This is a genomic window from Myxococcus xanthus, from assembly GCF_013116825.1.
Lineage (GTDB): Bacteria > Myxococcota > Myxococcia > Myxococcales > Myxococcaceae > Myxococcus > Myxococcus xanthus_B.
On the sequence record NZ_JABFNS010000163.1, the window covers coordinates 1 to 17993 of the forward strand.

A 17993-nucleotide genomic window follows, 5' to 3' on the forward strand; every position below is an offset into this window, starting at 1 on the left:
GAGCGGGCGGGGTGATGTCGGCGATGCGCTTCACCACCGTGTTTCCGCTCATGTCGACGACCTTGAACTCGTCCTCGTCCTCCGGCGCGTCCGAGCTGCCCGGGCGCTTGTTGCCGCCGAAGCGCGTGCTGACGACGGGCTCCTGGCCACGGTAGTGGCGGAGGATGGCGTGTTCGATTTCACGCTCGCCCGCCACCATGACGACCACGCGTGCGCGGCTCTTCGCCGCCACCTGGTCCAGGGTGCCGAGGTCCGTGGGGTCCGCCATGGCCAGCACCAGCGTCTTGCCGTTGTCCTTGAGCGACACCGGGAAGACGGCCTTCTGTTCGGCGAGGCTCACGTCCACGCGTGAGAGCGCGCCCGCGTCGCGCGTGACGTTGCCCAACTGGATGCGCTGCATTCCCAGGCCCTGGCAGATGGCCTCGGTGATGACGTCGTCGGTGGCCAGACCCAGGTCCGCGATGATGCGCGACAGGCGTCCGCCCCACTGGTCATGGGTGGCCAGCGCGCTGCGCAGCTGCAAGTCGTCGATGACGCGTGCCTTGACGAGGATGTCGCCAATGCGATTCCGGGAAGGAGAGGCCATGGCTCGGCATTCTACCGTCTAGATGCGCGGACGCTGAGTCCGTGATGAGGAGACCCTGCCATGCAGCCCTTCGCGGAATCCGCCACCCAGCTTTGTCCCTACTGCGGTGAGGAAGTGGAGGTCGCCGTGGACCCCATTGGTGTGGCCTCGGAGACGTATATCGAGGACTGCCCGGTGTGCTGCCGTCCCTGGACGGTGCAGGTGTCCCGCGACGAGGCGAGCTTCGACGTGCGCCTGCGCCGCGACGACGACTGAGGCGGCCCGGAGGGCAGGCAGGCGGGCGTGAAACGTGGCGCCGGCGGAGGCGCCGGGGCGTTGCTTGACACGTTCCGAAGCATGGTTCTCTTGAGTCTTGTGAGGCGGCGCTGGAGCTCCGGTGGGGGGCGCCGCGGCGACCGCGAACCAGAACAACCCAGGCTCATTCATGCCGTGCGTCCGCGAGGACGTCACGAACAGGAGACGACCATGCAGACTCGCAATCCGTTCAACTCCGCCGTCGTGGTGAACCCGCTGATGCGCGATGTCGACGCGCTCTTCCGCGAGCTGACGCAGCCCATGTGGCGCCAGGCCCCGCGTGAGCGCACGCCGGCCGCGGACATCACCGAATCCGAGAGCGGCCTCACGCTCCAACTGGACATGCCCGGGCTGGAGGCGAAGGCCATCCAGGTGACGGTGGAGAAGGACATCCTCACCGTGCAGTCCGAGCGCAAGGCCGAGCCGCGCGCGGAGGGCGTCAACGTGCGCCGCCAGGAACGCGCCTTCGGGACGTTCGCCCGCTCCTTCGCGCTGCCTGACACGGTGGACGCAAGCCGGGTGGAGGCTCGCTACGAGCAGGGTGTGCTGACGCTGACCCTGCCTCGGCGCGAGGAGTCCAAGCCCCGCGTCATCGAAGTCAAGGTCCAGGGCTGAAGCCGCGGGCGCACACCGCGGGCCAGGGAGGTCACCTGCCTCCCACTGAAATCCCTGCCCAGGGCTTCCGCGAACAAGGCGGAAGCCCTGCCTGTCCTACCGCTTGGCGCTGAGCGCCAGCGGAACGCGGAACAGCTCCAGCACCTGCTGCACGTCCAGCGGCTTCGCCATGCACGCCAGCGCGCCGGCCTGCTTGGACTGCTCCACGACCTCGGGCGTATGCGCGGACGTCATGGTGATGAGCCGCACGCCCTCCATCTGCTTGCGCGCGCGGATGCGGCGGCAGACTTCCAGGCCGTCGATGTCCGGCATGTTGAGGTCGATGATCATGCCGTGCGGCTTCTGCTCGGACACGAGCAGCAGCGCCTCCACGCCGCTCGTCGTCGTCTGCAGCTCCACCTGGGCCGCGAACGGCTTGAACGCGCGCTTGATGGCGTCCAGCACCGGACGCTCGTCATCCACCGCGAGCAGGCGCACCGTGCCGCTGCCGAGCTCCTCGGGAACCGGCATCTGGTGGGTGATGAGGAACGTGCGCAGGTCCGCCGACCGCACGCGGCGGTGGCCACCCGGCGTCCTGAACGCCATCAGGATGCCACGGTCAATCCACTTGCTCACCGTGGACGGATCCACCTGAAGCAGACGACTGATGTCGTGCGTCGTGTAGAGCTGGTCCGTCATGGCCGTACTCCCCTCTTGCTGCATGATTCCGCTGCCCATGGAACTATTCACCTACCTTGAACACGGGTTTTCTTCAACCTCACTGAGTACCGCGCCTATCAGTCCCTCTCATCAGACCCACTGCGTCGTCCCAGCGGCCACTGGCCTTGAGACACAGCTCCACGAGTTCGCGAGCGGCCCCTCGGCCGCCAGGACTCTGGGTAACGAAGTGTGCCTCGCGGCGCACTTCGGGGACCGCATCCGCAGGACAAGCGGAAAGAGCCACCATTGAAAGTGGACCCAGGTCGTTGTGGTCGTCACCCATGTACGCGCAGGCGTCCAGGGGCACGTCCAACTGGGTGACCAGCTCTTTGAGCGCGGCCGCCTTGTCACGGCGGCCTTGGAACACGGCCGCGAGGCCCAGCTCCCGCCCGCGCTTCTCCACGATGCCGGAGGTGCGGGCGGTGAGGATGGCGGCGGGCAACCCGGACAGCCGGGCCATGACGAGCGCATGGCCGTCCTTGACGTCGAAGCGCTTCATCAGCTCGCCGTCCTGGCCGTAGTAGAGGCCGCCGTCGGTGAGCACCCCGTCCACGTCGAAGACGAGCAGCCGCACGCGCGCAGCACGGGACGTCAGCTCTTCCGTTGCCAGTCTGGAAGGGGCGTCCGTCACCATGGCTTGCTCGACTCCCTTGTTTGCCGACACATCAACCCGGCTCGTGTCCCAACACCCGGCGGATGCTCAGCACGTTTCGTACCACGTCTTCAAACATCTGTGGATTCAGCGAACAGGGACCGTCACACAGGGCACGATCCGGATCTTCGTGGACTTCCGTGAACAACGCGTCAATCCCGGCGGCCGCGGCGGAGCGGGCCAGCAGTGACACGAAGCGGCGTTCGCCCGCCGTCTCACCGTTTCCGGCGCTGGGGAGCTGAACGGAGTGGGTGGCGTCGAAGCACACGGCGAGGCCGGCGTCGCGCATCTGCGCGAAGCCGCGCATGTCCACCACCAGGTTGTTGTAGCCGAAGGTCGAACCGCGCTCGGTGACGAGCACGTTGGGGTTGCCCGCTTCGAAGGCCTTGCGCGCCGAGTGGACGATGTCCTTGGGCGCCACGAACTGCCCCTTCTTCAGGTTCACGCCCTTGCCCGTACGCGCCACGGCTTCCACCAGGTCCGTCTGCCGGCACAGGAAGGCCGGTATCTGGATGATATCCACAACTTCCGAGGCTGGCCCGACGTGACTCGTCTCATGGACGTCCGTGAGGACGGGAACGCCCACTTCATCCCGGATTCTCTTCAGGATTCTCAGACCTTCCTTGAGACCCGGGCCTCTGAAGGACTTGCCGCTGGTGCGGTTGGCCTTGTCGTAGGAGCACTTGAATGCGTACGGCACGCCGAGCCGGCCGGTGATTTCCTTCAGCAGCCAGGCATGGCGCAGGGCCATGTCCTCGGACTCGATGCTGTCGGGGCCGGCGATGACGAACAGCTTCTGGCCTTGGCCGACCTTGAAGCCGCACAGCTCGATGGGGTTGGGGGCGCTCATTCGGTCACCTTGCCGGCCGCCGCGTTCGCGTCCCGCTGGGCGAGCGCCGCGCGGATGAAGCCGGAGAAGAGGGGGTGGGGGGCGAAGGGCTTGCTCTTGAATTCAGGGTGGAACTGGCAGCCGACGAAGTAGGGGTGGTCGGCCAGCTCAATCATCTCCACCAGGTTGAGCTCGGGGTTGGAGCCGGAGATGACCAGCCCCGCCTCCTGCAGCTTGCCGCGGTACGCGTTGTTCACTTCGTAGCGGTGGCGGTGGCGCTCCTGGATGGTGTCCTGCCCGTAGAGCTGGTGGGCGAGCGAGCCGGGCTTCAGCGCGCAGGCGTAGCTGCCCAGGCGCATGGTGCCGCCCTTGTCCTGCACCTTCACCTGGCTCTCCATGAGCGTCACCACCGGGTGCGGCGTGTGCTCGTTGAACTCCAGGCTGTTGGCGGAGGTCAGGCCCAGCACGCCGCGGCTGAACTCCACCACGGCCATCTGCAGGCCCAGGCAGATGCCGAAGAACGGCACCTTCTTCTCACGGGCGTAGCGCACGGCGGCGATCTTGCCCTCGGTGCCGCGCACGCCGAAGCCGCCGGGCACCAGGATGGCGTCCACGCCGGCCAGCAGCTTCTCCGCGCCCTGCTCCTCGACCTCCTGGCTGTCGACGAAGTGCAGGTTCACCTTCACGTCGTTGGCGATGCCGCCGTGCAGCAGCGCCTCGTTGAGGCTCTTGTAGCTCTCCGTGAGGTTGACGTACTTGCCGACAATCGCGATGCGGACCTGGCCGCGCGCGGGCTCGTACACCTTGCGGATGATGTTCTCCCAGCGCTCCAGGTGGGGCGCCCGGCTCCAGATGTTGAGGACCTCCGCGAGCCGCTCATCCAGGCCCTGGCGGTGCAGCTCCAGCGGCAGCTCGTAGGTGCTGCGCACGTCCGGCGACGTGAAGACGCTGCGCGTGTCCACGTTGCAGAACATGGCGATCTTGTCCTTCAGCTCCCGGGGCACCTCGCGGTCGGTGCGGCACACGAGGAAGTCGGGCTGGATGCCTATCTCCCGCAGCTTCATCACCGAGTGCTGCGTGGGCTTGGTCTTCACCTCGCCAGCCGCGCCGATGTAGGGCAGCAGCGTGAGGTGGACGTAGACGACGTTCTCGTTGCCCACGTCGTAGCGCATCTGCCGGATGGCCTCGAGGAAGGGCAGCGACTCGATGTCGCCCACGGTGCCGCCCACCTCCACGATGACCACGTCCGCGTCCTGCGCCGCCTGGCGGATGTTGGACTTGATTTCGTCGGTGACGTGCGGAATCACCTGGACCGTCTTGCCCAGGTATTCGCCCCGCCGCTCCTTCATGATGACCGCGTGGTAGATGCGGCCGGACGTGAAGTTGTTGAGCCGGCTCATCCGCGCGTTGGTGAACCGCTCGTAGTGGCCGAGGTCCATGTCCGTCTCACCGCCGTCCTCGGTGACGAACACCTCGCCGTGCTGGAACGGGCTCATCGTGCCCGGGTCCACGTTGATGTAGGGGTCCAGCTTGATGAGGGTGACGGCCAGCCCACGGTTCTCCAGCAGGGCGCCAATCGAAGCGGAGGCGAGACCCTTGCCGAGGGAGCTGACCACTCCGCCCGTCACGAAGATGAACTTGGTTTTCTTGGAGCGCATGTCCCGTTCTGCCTACTGAGGCAGGGATGCGTCAATTATTCTGTTTCCGATGGACGGCCGCCCGCTCGGACCGGCGGGGGCGGCGTCAGTTGCCGTCCCAAGCACCCGGCCGGGCGACCGCGAACTCCTGGGCGTTCGGCTGCCCGACGCGGAACTTGCGCAAATCGCAGTTCCGGCAGCTCCAGCCCTCCCAGCCCCGCTTCACCACCAGGTGCAGGCAGGCGTCGTAATTGGGGCAGAAGAGGTTGCGCTGCGCGTCCACGGACTCCTCGTCCCGGAGGGCGGTGGGCAGCGGGCTGGGGCATGGAGTGATGGACACGGCGGAAACTCCCGGATGAAACGTGTTGGGTCGGCCTCTCCCCCCGGCGCGCTCCGAACAGGAGGGGCGGTCTGGCATTCCCGAGTCGTCGCGAAAAGGCCCGTCCCCCTCACGGGGAACGGGCCCGGAACTGCCAGCATCCGCCACCGCCTCGGAGCCTCTTCAGGCCTGCGAAGCGGAGGTGGACGCCTTGGAGTTGCTGTCGTTCAAGGCATCACCTCCTTTCGGAGCCCCAGACTTAATCGGGAGCCAGGGGGCGCGCCACTGTCGCGGGGTGCGTGGCGAGCGCCGTGTGGGCACCGGGCGTTCAAGCTGCGACAAACTGCCGCTCCACCAGGCGCCGGTACAGGCCCTCCTGGCTCATGAGGGAGGCGTGGGTGCCGCTCTGGATGACGACGCCGCCGTCGAGCACCAGCACCCGGTCCGCGTTGGCCACGGTGGACAGGCGGTGGGCGATGATGAGCGTGGTGCGGCCCTTCATCAGGCGCTCCAGCGCGTCCTTCACCAGGTGCTCGCTCTCCGCGTCCAGGGCGCTGGTGGCCTCGTCCAGGATGAGCAGGCGAGGGTCCTTCAGCACCGCCCGGGCGATGGCCACGCGCTGCTTCTGGCCACCGGAGAGCTGCACGCCGCGCTCGCCCACCTGGGTGCCGTAGCCTTCCGGGAAGCGCTCGATGTACGCGTGGGCGTTGGCGGCCCGGGCGGCCTCCTCCACCTGGGCGTCGGTGGCGCCGGGCCGGCCGTAGCGGATGTTGTCCGCGATGGAGCAGGAGAAGAGCTGGGGCTCCTGCGCCACCATGCCGATGTTGCGGCGCAGCCACTCCGGCTCCAGGGAGGTGAGCGGATGGCCGTCCAGCAGCACCTCGCCGTTCTGCGGGTCGTAGAAGCGCGACAGCAGGGAGGCCAGCGTGGACTTGCCCGCGCCGGAGGGGCCCACCACCGCCACCACCTCGCCCGGCCGCAGCTCCAGGTCCAGGCCCTGGAGCACCGGCACGTCGGGACGGCTGGGGTAGGCGAAGTGCACGCCGCGGAACTGCACGTGCCCGCGCAGGTCGGTCAGCTGCTCGCCGCCAGCGCCGATCGCGGGCTTGCGGTCCAGCAGCTCGAAGACGCGCTCGGCGGCGCCGCTGGCGCGCATGAAGTCCGCCCACAGCTCGGCGATGCCGCTGAACGAGAAGGCCACCAGCATGGTGTAGATGAGGAACGAGGTGAGCTCACCCACGGAGAGGCCGCCTTCCACCACCAGCCGGCCGCCGTACCAGAGCACCGCGGCGATGGAGCCATACCCCGCGATGGAGGCCACGCCCATGAAGACGGAGGTCTGGAGCGCGCGCTTCTTCGCCAGCGTGAAGGAGCGCTCCACGGCGGCGCTGTAGCGCTCCACCTCGTGCCGTTCCGCTGCGAAGGAGCGCACGGTGCGGATGCCGGACAGGTCCTCCTCGGCCACCTCGCCGCTGGCGGCGAGCGCGTCCTGGGCCTGACGGGAAATCACCCGGACCCGGCGCCCGTAGAACACGCCGCCAATGGCCACGGGCGGGATGACGGCCAGCATCACCAGCGTGAGCTGGACGGACGTGTAGAGCAGCAGGCCCACGCCGCCCAGGGCCGTGACGGCGTAGCGCAGCATCATGGACACGTTGGCCGTGACGGTGGTCTGCAGGACGGTGGTGTCCGAGGAGAGCCGGCTGGTGAGTTCACCCGTGCGGCGCGAGTCGAAGAAGCCCACCTCCTGGGACAGCAGGGCGCGGAAGAGGTCCTTGCGCAGCCGCGACACCACGCGTTCACCGGCGTTGGTGAAGAGGTAGATGCGCAGCGCCATGGCGATGCCCTGCACCGTGAACACTGCGAGCATCATCATCGCGAGCCGGTCCACCACATGCCGGTCGCGCGCGGAGAGGGCCTGGTCCACCAGGTCGCCAATGGCGCGGGGGTAGGCCAGCGTGGCTCCGCTGCTGATGAGGAGGAAGAGGGTGCCCGCGGCCAGTGGCAGCAGTTCCGGGCGTGCCAGCTTCAGCAGGCGCCGGACGGTGACGCCAGGGGAGGCACTGCTTTTCGAATCGTTCGCGGGGGAAGACACCGGCGGAGACTAACGCGAGCTTCCAACCTGCGCACCGGACGCCTGCGCGTGCGTTGAAGCGGTATTAATCCTCTCGAAGCAAGTCATACGCCGAGTCAGGGGGAGTGCCATGGAGCAGCGTCCATTCGGAAGCACCCGGGTGTCCGTGCCCGTCCTGGGCCAGGGGACCTGGCAGATGGAGGAGGACGACCGGGCAGGCGCCATCCGCGCCCTTCGCGCCGGGTTGGACCTGGGAATGACGCACGTGGACACCGCTGAGCTGTACGGCCACGGCGAGGTGGAGGAGGCCATCGTCTCCGAGGCCATCGCGGGCCGGCGCGGCGACGTCTTCCTGGTGTCGAAGGTGATGCCGTCCAACGCGTCCTACGCGGGCACGCTCGCCGCCTGTGAGCGGAGCCTGAAGCGGCTGCGCACGGACCACCTCGACTGCTACCTGTTGCACTGGCCGGGTTCGCACCCGCTGGAGGAGACGGTGCGCGCCTTCGAGAAGCTGGTGGCGGATGGGAAGATTCGCGCCTGGGGCGTGAGCAACTTCGGGGTGGAGGACCTGGAGGAGGCGCTCGCGCTCGCGGGGCCCGGGCGCATCGCCTGCAACCAGGTGCTCTACCACCTGGAGGAGCGCGCCATCGAGCACGCCGTCCTGCCCTGGTGCGAGGCCCACGGGGTGGCGGTGGTGGGCTACAGCCCCTTCGGCAACGGCCGTTTTCCCCGGCCCGGCAGCCGGGGTGGGAAGGTGCTGGGCGCCATCGCCCGCGCGCACGGCGTCACGCCGTACCAGGTGGCGCTCCGGTTCCTGGTGCGCGGGCCGTCGCTGTTCGCCATTCCGAAGGCGAGCCGGGAAGCCCACGCGCGCGACAACGCCGCCGCCGCGTCGCTGACGCTGACCGCCGACGAGCTGGCCCACCTCGACGCGGCCTTCCCGCTGGGGCGCGAGCCGACGTCGCTGCCCGTCATCTGATGCCGGCGGCGAAGGCCTTGCGGAAGGCGGACACGGTGGGCTCACCCGGGCCCACCGTCACCGTGCCCGTCTCGCCCTCCACGGCGGCGCGGGTGTCGCGGCCCTTGAGGAAGCGCACGGTGGTGATGCGGCGCAGCACCTCGCGGCCCTGCTCCTGGGCCAGGGCGCGCAAGGCATGGCTGGTGACATTCACGGCGGACTCCAGCGCGCGGCGGCCCGGCTCGTCGTCCAGGCCCACCCAGTCCACCTCGAAGCGCAGGGGCTTGCCGCCCAGGGACGCCTCGCCCGGCCAGAACTGCTCAGTGAGGGCGTGGGGCAGCTTCTCCAGCAGCGTCACCACGTCCTGCCGCGTGGGGTTGGGCCGTACGAGCTGCGTCAGCTCCAGCAACTTCTCCGCGTTGCCCACCGCCACCGCCACCACCGTGGACAGGTCCACGTAGGCCACCGACTCCGAGCGGCGCAGCCCCTCCTTGCCCAGGGCCATCAGCACCGATTCGCGGGGCACGTAGTCCACCACCTCGCCCGTCATCGAATGACCGTGGGCCAGGTGGAGCGTGACGGTGATGGTGGGGACTTCTTCGCCCGAGCGCGCCCGCGTGGCGAGCGTTCCCAACTGCTCCAGCACCCGCTCCACCTTGCGCGACAACAGCCGTTGAACGCCCTCCATGTCCTCGTCCTCCTGCTGCTGCTTGCGGGTCTCTTGCGCGCGCTGCGGTTTCGGAGGCGCGGGTGGTTTCGGGGCGGCTTCGGGCCGGGGGGCTTCCGCGGGAGCAGGCTCCCGCGCCTCGGCGGCATGGGGTGGGCCCGCTGGGGCCGCGGCGGCGGGGACCGTGGTTCCCGCTCCGGGCGGAACGGAGGTGACTGGCGTGGTCGCGGGCGCCGCGTCAGGCGCGGGGGGCTCCGCGTCCGCCTTCGCCGCGCCACCGCCGAATACGTTCTTGAGGAAGCCCATGGTCAGCCCCCCCGCGCGCGCATGAGGGCCTCCACCTTCTCCACGTCACCGGGGAGGTCGACGGCCACCGTGTGCGAGGTGACCTTCGCGCAGCGGATGGGGATGCCGTGCTCCAGCGCGCGGAGCTGCTCCAGCTTCTCCGCTTCCTCCAGCGGCGTGGGCGCCAGCTTCGCCAGCGACAGCAGCACCTCGCGCCGGTAGCCGTAGAGGCCGATGTGGCCCCAGCGCTGGACGGGCGTGCCCGGCTCGCGGACGTGGGGGACCAGGCTGCGGCTGAAGTACAGCGCGTCGCCGTTGAGCGCGAGCACCGCCTTCACCACGTGCGGGCTGGCGGCTTCGTCCGCTTCGAGCGGGCGGACCAGGGTGCCCATCCGCACGGACGGGTCCTGGAAGAGGCCCGCCAGCCGCTGGAGCGCGGCGGGGTCCACCAGGGGCTCGTCTCCCTGGACGTTCACCCAGATGTCGATGTCTGGACGGCCGAGCGCCACCTCGGCGACCCGATCCGTCCCCGTGGCACAGGCGGGGCTGGTCATCACCGCCTTGCCGCCAAAGCCCTCCACGGCGGCGCGAATGCGGTCGTCATCGGTGGCAACCCACACCTCGTCGAAGGCCTGGGCTTCCTGACAGCGGCGCCAGACGTGCTCAATCATTGTTCGGCCGGCGATGATTGCCAGCGGCTTGCCCGGGAAGCGGGTGCTGGCATGTCGGGCGGGAATGACTGCAACGGTCCGGCAAGATTGCATGACCCCTCCATCTATCAGGTTCGCGACGAATGCCGGCCCCCGGGATTGGACATTCGCATCATCGGACACTGGCCAGCGCGGCTCCAGTGCCTAGCTTTGGTCGCAACATGAAGAAGGTCATTCATATCGTTGGGGCGCGCCCGAACTTCATGAAGGTCGCGCCTATCTATCGCGCCATCGCCGAGCGTACTCCCCTGGGGCAAATCCTTGTCCACACGGGGCAACACTACGACGCCAAGATGAGCGACGTGTTCTTCGCCGACCTCGGCCTGCCTGCCCCGGACGTCCATCTGGGCATCGGGTCGGGCAGCCATGCGCAGCAGACGGCACGCATGATGGTGGAGTTGGAAAAGGTTTTCCTCGCCCACCCTCCGGCGCTCGTCTCCGTGGTGGGCGACGTGAACAGCACCATCGCGGCGGCGTTGGTGACGTCGAAGCTGGGCATCCCCCTGGCGCACGTCGAAGCGGGGCTGCGCAGCTACTCGCCACACCAACCGGAGGAGATCAACCGCCTCGTCACCGACCGCCTGTCGGACCTGCTGCTGACGCCTTCACGCGACGCGGACGCCAACCTGCTCAAGGAGGGCACCGACCCGGCCCGCATCCACTTCGTGGGCAACGTGATGATCGACTCGCTCTTCGCCTCGCGCGAGAAGGCCGACAAGCTGCCGGTGCTCAAGGACCTGGGGCTCATCCCCCACGGCTACGCGGTGTGCACGCTGCACCGGCCCTCCAACGTGGACGACCCCAAGATTCTGGGCGGCCTCCTGTCCGCGGTGGCCCACGTCGCCACGCGCCTGCCGGTCATCTTCCCGGTGCACCCGCGCACGCGGAAGGTGATTTCGGAGAATGGCCTGAACACGTGGTTCGAGCGCACGCCGAACCTGCGGCCCGTGGAGCCCATGGGCTACCTGGACTTCCTGGCGCTCACGTCGAAGGCGCGCCTGGTGCTCACCGACTCCGGCGGCCTCCAGGAGGAGACGACGGCCATGGGCATCCCGTGCCTCACCCTGCGCGAGCAGACCGAGCGCCCCATCACCGTGGAGGAAGGCTCCAACGAGGTGGTGGGCACCGACCCGGTCCGCATCCGTCTGGCCGCCGACCGCGTGCTGGATGGTGAAGGCAAGCAGGGCCGCGTGCCCGAGTTCTGGGATGGCCGCGCCGCCGAGCGCATCGCGGACCTGTTCGCGAGCTTCCTGGGCGTCGAGGACCGGCCGATTCAGGCGGCCTCGGCCTGATGGCGGATGACGGGTGGGGCCCCGGCGCTGCGTGGGCCCGCCTGCCCGTCCCCGCCTGTGCAGGAGGGCCCGCCGTGGTAGAGCGCCGGCAGGCCCATGCACAGCGCACCGCAGGAAGAAGCCCCCGAGGGCTACGTCGACATCCGCTACGTCGTCGAGCCGAACTACGCGGGTTGGCGGCTGGATGAGTACCTGGGTGAGAAGCTCCGCCGGATGACGCGGGAGCGGCTCCAGGGCGTCATCCTGAGGGGTGTCATCTGCGAGGAGCGACGCCTGAAGCCGTCCACGCCGGTGTACCCGGGACTGGCCTTCCGCATCCGCCGCCGCGCCAGCGAGGAGCCGGACACGCCCACGGAGTTGCCCGTGGTGTTCCAGGACGACTGGCTGCTGGTGCTGGACAAGCCCGCGGGCCTGCCCATCCACCCCACGGCGCGCTACCACAAGGGCACCCTCGTCACGCTCCTGCGCGAGCGCTTCGGTGAGCGCTTCGCCGAGCCCGCGCACCGGTTGGACAGGGAGACCAGCGGGCTGGTCGTCTGCGGGCGCACCACGGAGTCCTGCCGGGTGCTGGGGCGGCTGTTCGTCTCGCGTGACGTGCACAAGGAATACCTGGCGCTCTGCGAAGGGCACCCGCCCGAGGACACGTTCACCGTGGATGCGCCCATCGCGGAGGGCACCGAGCTCATCCGCATCGCCGTGCGCATCGACCCGGTGGAGGGCAAGGAGAGCCGCACGCGCTTCCAGGTGCTCCAGCGCTTCACGCGGGATGGTGCGCCCTTCGCGCTGCTGCGCTGCTTCCCGGAGACGGGGCGCCAACACCAGATTCGCATCCACCTGCGCCACGCGGGCTTCCCGCTCGTGGGCGACAAGATGTACGGGCCGGACCCCGGCTACTTCGACCGCTTCAGCAAGCACTGTCTGGAGCCCGAGGCGTGGCCGCGGCTGCGGCTGCCCCGGCAAGCGCTGCACGCCGCGCGCATCGCCTTCCCCCACCCGGGCTCTGGCCAGGCGGTGGCGTTCGAGGCGCCCCTGCCCGCGGACCTCACGGACTTCATCGAAGGCCGGCCCGTGGCCTTGCCGGCCTGAAACGCGAAGGCCCCCAGCCCGGAATGAAGCGGGTAGGGGGCCAGGGGCGTGAAGCCGGTGGTGAAGTCAGGCGGTGAGCTTGCTGGGCTCGGCGTGTTGCTCGCCGAAGTCGCCGATGAGGTACTTGCCGGAGAAGCAGGCGGTGCAGAAGCTGCCGCGCTCCGGGTCGCCCACCGCGCGGCCCAGGCCTTCCTGGGAGATGTAGCCGAGCGAGTCCGCGGTCACGTACGTGGCAATCTCCTCCAGGCTGTGCGTCGCGGCGATGAGCTCCTGGCGGCTCGGCGTGTCGATGCCGTAGTAGCAAGGCCACTTCGTGGGCGGCGAGGAGATGCGCAGGTGCACCTCCACCGCGCCCGCCGCCTTGATCATCTTCACGATTTTGCGGCTCGTGGTGCCGCGGACGATGGAGTCGTCCACCACCACCACGCGCTTGCCCTTGAGCACCTGCCGCACCGCGGACAGCTTCAGCTTCACGCCGAAGTGGCGGATGGACTGCTGCGGCTCGATGAAGGTGCGGCCCACGTAGTGGCTGCGGATGAGGCCCACGTCGTAGGGGATGCCGCTGGCCTGCGCGAAGCCGATGGCCGCCGGCACACCCGAGTCCGGCACCGCGATGACCAGGTCCGCGGAGGGCGCCGGCTGCTCCTTCGCGAGCTGACGGCCCATCTCCTTGCGCACTTCGTACACGTTGCTGCCGAACAGCGTGGAGTCCGGCCGCGCGAAGTACACGTGCTCGAAGATGCAGCGCGCCTGACGCGGCGGCTCCGCGAAGGGCCTGCTGGTGCGCAGCAGCCCGTTCTCGATGACGAGCAGCTCGCCCGGCTCCAGCTCGCGCACGATTTCCGCCTCGATGAGGTCCAGCGCGGTCGACTCGCTGGCCAGCACGTAGGCGCCTTCCTTCATCCGCCCCAGCACCAGCGGCCGGATGCCGTGCGGGTCCCGCACCGCGACGAGCTTGTTCTCCGTGAGCACCAGGAGGCTGTAGGCGCCCGTCACCTTGCGCAGCGCCTCCACGAGCTTCTGCTCGAAGGTCACCTGCTTGGAGCGCGCCAGCAGGTGCAGGATGACCTCCGTGTCCGCGTCCGACTGGAAGATGGCGCCGTCGGCCTCGAGCTGCTGCTTCAGCTCGGTCGCGTTCACCAGGTTGCCGTTGTGCGCGATGGCGCACTGCCCGCCCGCGTACTGCACGAAGAGCGGCTGGGCGTTCTTGAGGGCGCTGCCTCCAGCGGTGGAGTAGCGCACGTGGCCGATGGCCGCCTGCCCAGGCAGGTCGGCGAGCACCGGCGCATCGAAGATGTCGGCGACGAGTCCCATCTGCCGGTGAGCGCGAAGCCCCATCCCGTCAGAGGCGACGATGCCCGCGGACTCCTGCCCGCGGTGCTGGAGGGCGTGCAGCCCCAGGTATGTCAGGTTGGAGGCCTCGGCGTGCCCCACGATTCCGAAGATGCCGCACATGGCGCGCTGCCTTACTCCTTTCGAGCGGTGAGCGGAACAGGAACGCATGCCCCTCTGGTGGGTATTCCACCCGACGCCAGAGTCGTTTCATGTGGGCAGTCAGGCGTCCCAAAGACCACGCCCTGCGGTTAGTCTGGTTCCCGCATGGCATCTTCGCGTTGGGTCCGCTGGCGTTCCCTGTTTCCCCTGGTGTTGCTCACCGTGGGCGCCGCGTATTCGCTGGCGTCCTGGAACTGGTGTGGCAGTTGGGCCGACCGCGCGCCAGTCCTTGTGTCACAGGTTCATGGCGAAGGGCCGCTGCGCGCGGGCGCGGCGAAGGTGGCGCTCTCGCCGCCCTTCCCGGTGGTGGTGGCCGGCTATACGCCGCCACGGCCCGAGGCGGAGCAGGCTGACGTGCCGCTCCACGCGCGCGCGGTGGTGCTGGAGGCGGGAGGGACACAGGTGGGGCTGGTGTCGTTGGACCTGCTCCTCGTTCCGGATGTGCTGGCCACGCGGGTGCGTGAGCGCGCGCGGGCCTCGGGGCTGGAGGATGTGCTGGTCCTGGCCACGCACACGCATTCGTCGTTGGGCGGGTATGACTCGCGGTGGGTGGCCCAGGTGTCCGGCACCGGGCGCTACCGGGAAGACGTGGTGGATGCCATCACCACGGCGGCGGGTGACGCACTGGCCCAGGCGGCCGCGTCGCTCGCCCCGGTGTCGCTGGAGGTCGGCGAGGCGCGGGAGCAGAAGTTCGTCATCTCCCGCAGCGGTGGCGAGAAGCCGGATGGCGTCCTGACGCGCGCGGTGTTCCGGGGACAGGCGGGCCCGGTGGCGGAGCTGCTGCTCTACGCCGCGCACCCGACGATGGTGCCGCGTCGCCGCGCCTACGTCGACCCTGACTACCCCGGCCGGCTCAGCGCGCTGCGCGAGGAGGCGGGCAGCGGCGTGACGCTGCTGCTGCAGGGCGCGGGGGGCAATGCGACGGTGGCGTACTCGGAAGGGCAGGGGCTGGAGCGGGTGTCGGGCTTCGCGCATGCCCTGGCGGAGCTGGCCAGCGATGCGCCCTTGTCACCCGTGGGGGAGACCGTGCGGCTGTCCCTGGCGCGCGCTGATGCGGCCATGCCACGTCCGGACGCTTCGCGGCTGGTGCCGGCGCTGACGCGGGCGGCGGGGGACAACTTGCTGTGTGAATCCGCGCCGCGTCTGGCGGAGGTGGGCGCGCTGGTGCTGGGGCCGCTGAAGCTGGTGGCGGTGCCGGGTGAGCCCAGCGTGGCAGCGGGCATGGAGTTGCTGCAGCGGACCGGCGCCACGGGCGTGCTGAGCCTGGCGGATGGCTACGTGGGCTACGTGGAGACGGCGGCGAACGTGCAGGGTGGACTGGGGGAGTCCAGGCGCCAGTACTTCGGGCCCGCGCTGCTGGAGCGGCTGAGCGTGGCGGCGGAGTTCGTGGCCGGGGCGGCGGGCTTCACGCCTTGAGGCGGCCGGGCGCCGCGGAGGACCTTCCGCGGCGCGGCCGGCTCGAGGCTGGCTAGAACTTCTCGAACTTGGAGTCCTTCTTGCGCTTCTTGAACACGAGCGCGGTGCGGCCCAGCAGCTGCGCGAGCTCCGCCTGGGTGCCCTCGGCGATGCGCGCCGCGGCTTCCTGGCGCGTCTCCGGGCCCTCGTTGATCTTCACCTTGATGAGCTCGTGGTCCTGCAGCGCCTGCTCGATGGCGGCGATGACACCCTCGGTGACGCCGGCCTGACCGACGATGACCACCGGCTCCAGGTGGTGTCCTAGCGCGCGCAGATGGCGGCGTTGCTTCCCAGTGAGCGGCACGTTCCTTCTCTCCTTCGTGTCTTCGGGTAAGGGGGGCGCACCCTACTTCTTCTGCGACGCGATGCGGACTTCTCGCTGCGCGTCGATGTGGTCCGGTTGAAGCTCCACGGTGCGCTTGAAGTGCTTGAGCGCGCCCTGGCCATCACCACACAGCTTGGCGATGACGCCCAGGAAGTAGTGCGCGGGGGCGCAGCGCTCGTTGCGTCGGATGGCGTTCTGGATTTCCCGGAAGGCCTCGGGCTGGGCGGCCTTCTTGTCCGCCGCCGTGAAGAAGCGCGCGTAGCCACGCCACGCGTAGAACTCCGCTTCCTCCGGGTTCAGCTTGATGGCCTCGTCCAGCATCTGCACGGCGTCCGGGAACTTGCGCGCCTTCACCAGGATGCAGGACTTCTGGAACAGCTCCTCCGCCATGAGGATGCCGTTGATGTCCACCCCGTCTCCGCTGCCGCCGCTCTTGAGCTCCTCGATGTAGCTGGCGCGGCTGCTGTCGTCGGAGAGGGTGCGGTAGGCGTCGCCGATATACGCGAAGACCTCCGCCTTCAGCTTCTCCAGCTCCGGCGGCGCCCCCTGCGGGAGCGTGTCCGGGTGGTAGAGCTTGGCCAGACGGAAGTACGCGATCTTCACCGCGCTGGAGTTCGTCTGCTCCGTCAGCCCGAGCCGCTGGAAGTGGTTCTGCTGCTTCATCGCCACCGTGAGCTGGCGCAGGGCGGGAATCTCTTCAGCCCCTGGTGCATTCGCGGGCGTCGCGGCGGCGGGCGCGGCTGGGCGCTGAGCGCCCTGCGCGGACAGTGACGGCGGGGGACGGGGCTGGGCGCCGGGCCCAGCGACCGGGGGACGCGCGGCGGTGGCGCCGGGGCCTGCGGCTGGGGCCGCGCCTGCCGGACGTGGGGCGGTGGCACCGGGGCCTGCCGCGGTGGCCGTGCCTGCCGGGCGTGGGGCGGTGGCACCGGGACCGGCGACGGGCGGGCGCGCGGCGGTGGCACCCGGGCCAGCGATGGGAGGGGGCGCTCCGGGGCCAGCGGCTGGGGCCACGCCCGCGGGGCGCGTGGCACCGGGGCCTGCCGCGGGAGGCGCGCCTGCCACGGGGCGTTGGGGCGCGGCGCCGGCGGTTTGCGCCACCCCGCCGGGCTGCGGACCTCCCGCGACGTTCGGAGCGGCTCCAGCGGGGCGCTGTTGCGCGGCGGCGTTCGGGGCCGCGGCGTGTGCGGCACCCGTGGAGGGCTGGGCACCTCCTGCACCGGGCGCTCGTGGGCCGACGTCCTGCGCCGTCCTGGCCTGTCCGGCGAACGACACCGAGTCCAGCTCCTTGAGCAGGAACGCGAGCCGCAGCAGGTGGTCCGCGTCCTGCGCGAAGTCCGTCAGCAACTGCGCGACCGAGCGCACGCCGTCGATGACCGTGAGCGCGCGGACCTCGTGCGGCGTGAGGCGCAGCTCGCTCGCGGCCACGACGCCACCGGACTTCATGATGGGAAGCTGGAGCACCGGGGTCAGCCGGCGCTTGAGGTCCGCGGAGGGAATCCGGCGCACCGTGTCGCTCAGCACGGCCCAGCGGTGGCCCAGCGGCATCGCCTTGTGCGAGGACAGGTCCTTCAGCTCGAAGGTGAACGTCCCGCTCTCAGCCCGCAGGCCCCTGGAGAGAATGCCGCCCGCGCGCTGCGCCAGGATGGCGAAGGCGGTGGCTGGCTGGAGCAGTCCCAGACCGAAGAGCGCGGTGAGCAGGTCTCCGCCAAAGCGCCCCAGCGCGGGCTCGGCCTGGCGAAGCTGTTCGGGCGTGAGCAGCCGCGCCGCGACCAGTGCCGGCCCGAGCGCCTCTTCGGGATGGGACGAGTCGACGAACTCCGGGTTGCCCTTGCGGAAGTGAATCTGGACGACGCGGTCCGCCAGCGTCAGCGACAGCAGCCCCGTCTGCTCCCGCGCGGCGATGCGGCCATAGAGGCGGATGGGGGAGAGCTGCTCGAGCTGGCCGAGGGCCGGAATCTCCGGTGCGGCGTCATCCCCTTCCACCGCGGGCACCGCCACGGGGGCGGGCGCCGGGGC

Annotated in this window: 18 protein-coding genes; 6 read left to right on the top strand and 12 right to left on the bottom strand. The window is 69.7% G+C overall.

Annotated elements, in window-relative coordinates:
- On the bottom strand, positions 1-586 hold a 586-nt coding region (locus tag HNV26_RS32730; protein WP_171452944.1), incomplete at its 3' end, for a GspE/PulE/PilB domain-containing protein.
- A 60-nt stretch (positions 587-646) separates the two neighbouring features.
- Between HNV26_RS32730 and HNV26_RS32735 the strand changes: the two genes are divergently transcribed.
- Both HNV26_RS32735 and HNV26_RS32740 read left to right on the top strand, forming a co-directional pair.
- Positions 647-841, top strand: a complete 195-nt coding sequence (locus tag HNV26_RS32735; RefSeq protein WP_171444910.1) for a CPXCG motif-containing cysteine-rich protein — start codon at positions 647-649, stop codon at positions 839-841.
- Positions 842-1051: 210 nt separating this feature from the next.
- Complete coding sequence (locus tag HNV26_RS32740) at positions 1052-1495, top strand: Hsp20/alpha crystallin family protein (protein WP_171444911.1); 444 nt, start codon at positions 1052-1054, stop codon at positions 1493-1495.
- Positions 1496-1591: 96 nt separating this feature from the next.
- Here HNV26_RS32740 and HNV26_RS32745 read toward each other — a convergent pair whose 3' ends face one another.
- The 6 genes from HNV26_RS32745 to HNV26_RS32770 all read right to left on the bottom strand — a co-directional run bounded on the left by HNV26_RS32745 (position 1592) and on the right by HNV26_RS32770 (position 7726).
- Positions 1592-2212 carry a response regulator gene (locus HNV26_RS32745; protein ID WP_020478919.1) on the bottom strand — a complete coding sequence of 207 codons (621 nt, stop codon included), beginning with the start codon at positions 2210-2212 and terminating at the stop codon, positions 1592-1594.
- A 40-nt stretch (positions 2213-2252) separates the two neighbouring features.
- Positions 2253-2828: a KdsC family phosphatase gene (locus HNV26_RS32750; RefSeq protein WP_171444912.1), complete on the bottom strand. Its 576-nt coding sequence runs from the start codon at positions 2826-2828 to the stop codon at positions 2253-2255.
- Positions 2829-2859: 31 nt separating this feature from the next.
- Complete coding sequence (gene kdsA, locus HNV26_RS32755; RefSeq protein ID WP_140860880.1) at positions 2860-3696, bottom strand: 3-deoxy-8-phosphooctulonate synthase; 837 nt, start codon at positions 3694-3696, stop codon at positions 2860-2862.
- A complete protein-coding gene (pyrG, locus tag HNV26_RS32760) occupies positions 3693-5333 on the bottom strand; it encodes a CTP synthase (protein WP_171444913.1) in 1641 nt (546 codons plus the stop codon). The genes kdsA and pyrG overlap by 4 nt, the downstream gene beginning before the upstream one ends.
- Before the next feature lie 85 nt (positions 5334-5418).
- On the bottom strand, positions 5419-5652 hold the full coding sequence (locus HNV26_RS32765; RefSeq protein WP_020478920.1) for a hypothetical protein: 234 nt from the start codon (positions 5650-5652) through the stop codon (positions 5419-5421).
- 307 nt (positions 5653-5959) lie between these two features.
- Complete coding sequence (locus HNV26_RS32770) at positions 5960-7726, bottom strand: ABC transporter ATP-binding protein (RefSeq protein WP_171444914.1); 1767 nt, start codon at positions 7724-7726, stop codon at positions 5960-5962.
- Between the two features lie 109 nt (positions 7727-7835).
- Between HNV26_RS32770 and HNV26_RS32775 the strand changes: the two genes are divergently transcribed.
- Entirely contained in the window at positions 7836-8684 is an 849-nt protein-coding gene (locus tag HNV26_RS32775) for an aldo/keto reductase (protein WP_171444915.1), read from the top strand.
- Here HNV26_RS32775 and HNV26_RS32780 read toward each other — a convergent pair.
- Both HNV26_RS32780 and kdsB read right to left on the bottom strand, forming a co-directional pair.
- Positions 8677-9636, bottom strand: a complete 960-nt coding sequence (locus HNV26_RS32780; protein ID WP_171444916.1) for a hypothetical protein — start codon at positions 9634-9636, stop codon at positions 8677-8679. The two genes, HNV26_RS32775 and HNV26_RS32780, sit on opposite strands and share 8 nt — an antisense overlap.
- Positions 9637-9638: 2 nt before the next feature.
- Entirely contained in the window at positions 9639-10379 is a 741-nt protein-coding gene (gene kdsB, locus HNV26_RS32785) for a 3-deoxy-manno-octulosonate cytidylyltransferase (protein WP_171444917.1), read from the bottom strand.
- 107 nt (positions 10380-10486) lie between these two features.
- Here kdsB and wecB point away from each other — a divergent pair, with 107 nt between their 5' ends.
- Together wecB and HNV26_RS32795 are read left to right on the top strand one after the other, a co-directional pair.
- Positions 10487-11617 carry a non-hydrolyzing UDP-N-acetylglucosamine 2-epimerase gene (gene wecB, locus HNV26_RS32790; RefSeq protein ID WP_171444918.1) on the top strand — a complete coding sequence of 377 codons (1131 nt, stop codon included), beginning with the start codon at positions 10487-10489 and terminating at the stop codon, positions 11615-11617.
- Positions 11618-11713: 96 nt separating this feature from the next.
- Entirely contained in the window at positions 11714-12703 is a 990-nt protein-coding gene (locus HNV26_RS32795; RefSeq protein WP_171444919.1) for an RluA family pseudouridine synthase, read from the top strand.
- Positions 12704-12769: 66 nt separating this feature from the next.
- Here the strand turns inward: HNV26_RS32795 and purF are convergent, their stop codons facing one another.
- Positions 12770-14158: an amidophosphoribosyltransferase gene (purF, locus tag HNV26_RS32800; protein WP_216612944.1), complete on the bottom strand. Its 1389-nt coding sequence runs from the start codon at positions 14156-14158 to the stop codon at positions 12770-12772.
- A gap of 144 nt (positions 14159-14302) precedes the next feature.
- On the opposite strand from purF, the gene HNV26_RS32805 reads away from it, so the two are divergent.
- Positions 14303-15613: a neutral/alkaline non-lysosomal ceramidase N-terminal domain-containing protein gene (locus HNV26_RS32805; RefSeq protein ID WP_171444921.1), complete on the top strand. Its 1311-nt coding sequence runs from the start codon at positions 14303-14305 to the stop codon at positions 15611-15613.
- A 52-nt stretch (positions 15614-15665) separates the two neighbouring features.
- On the opposite strand, the gene yhbY is transcribed toward HNV26_RS32805, so the two are convergent.
- Together yhbY and HNV26_RS32815 are read right to left on the bottom strand one after the other, a co-directional pair.
- The gene (yhbY, locus tag HNV26_RS32810; RefSeq protein ID WP_090484996.1) at positions 15666-15956 is read right to left on the bottom strand and encodes a ribosome assembly RNA-binding protein YhbY; all 291 of its coding nucleotides are present in this window, start codon (positions 15954-15956) and stop codon (positions 15666-15668) included.
- 42 nt (positions 15957-15998) lie between these two features.
- On the bottom strand, positions 15999-17993 hold a 1995-nt coding region (locus HNV26_RS32815; protein ID WP_216612945.1), incomplete at its 5' end, for a J domain-containing protein.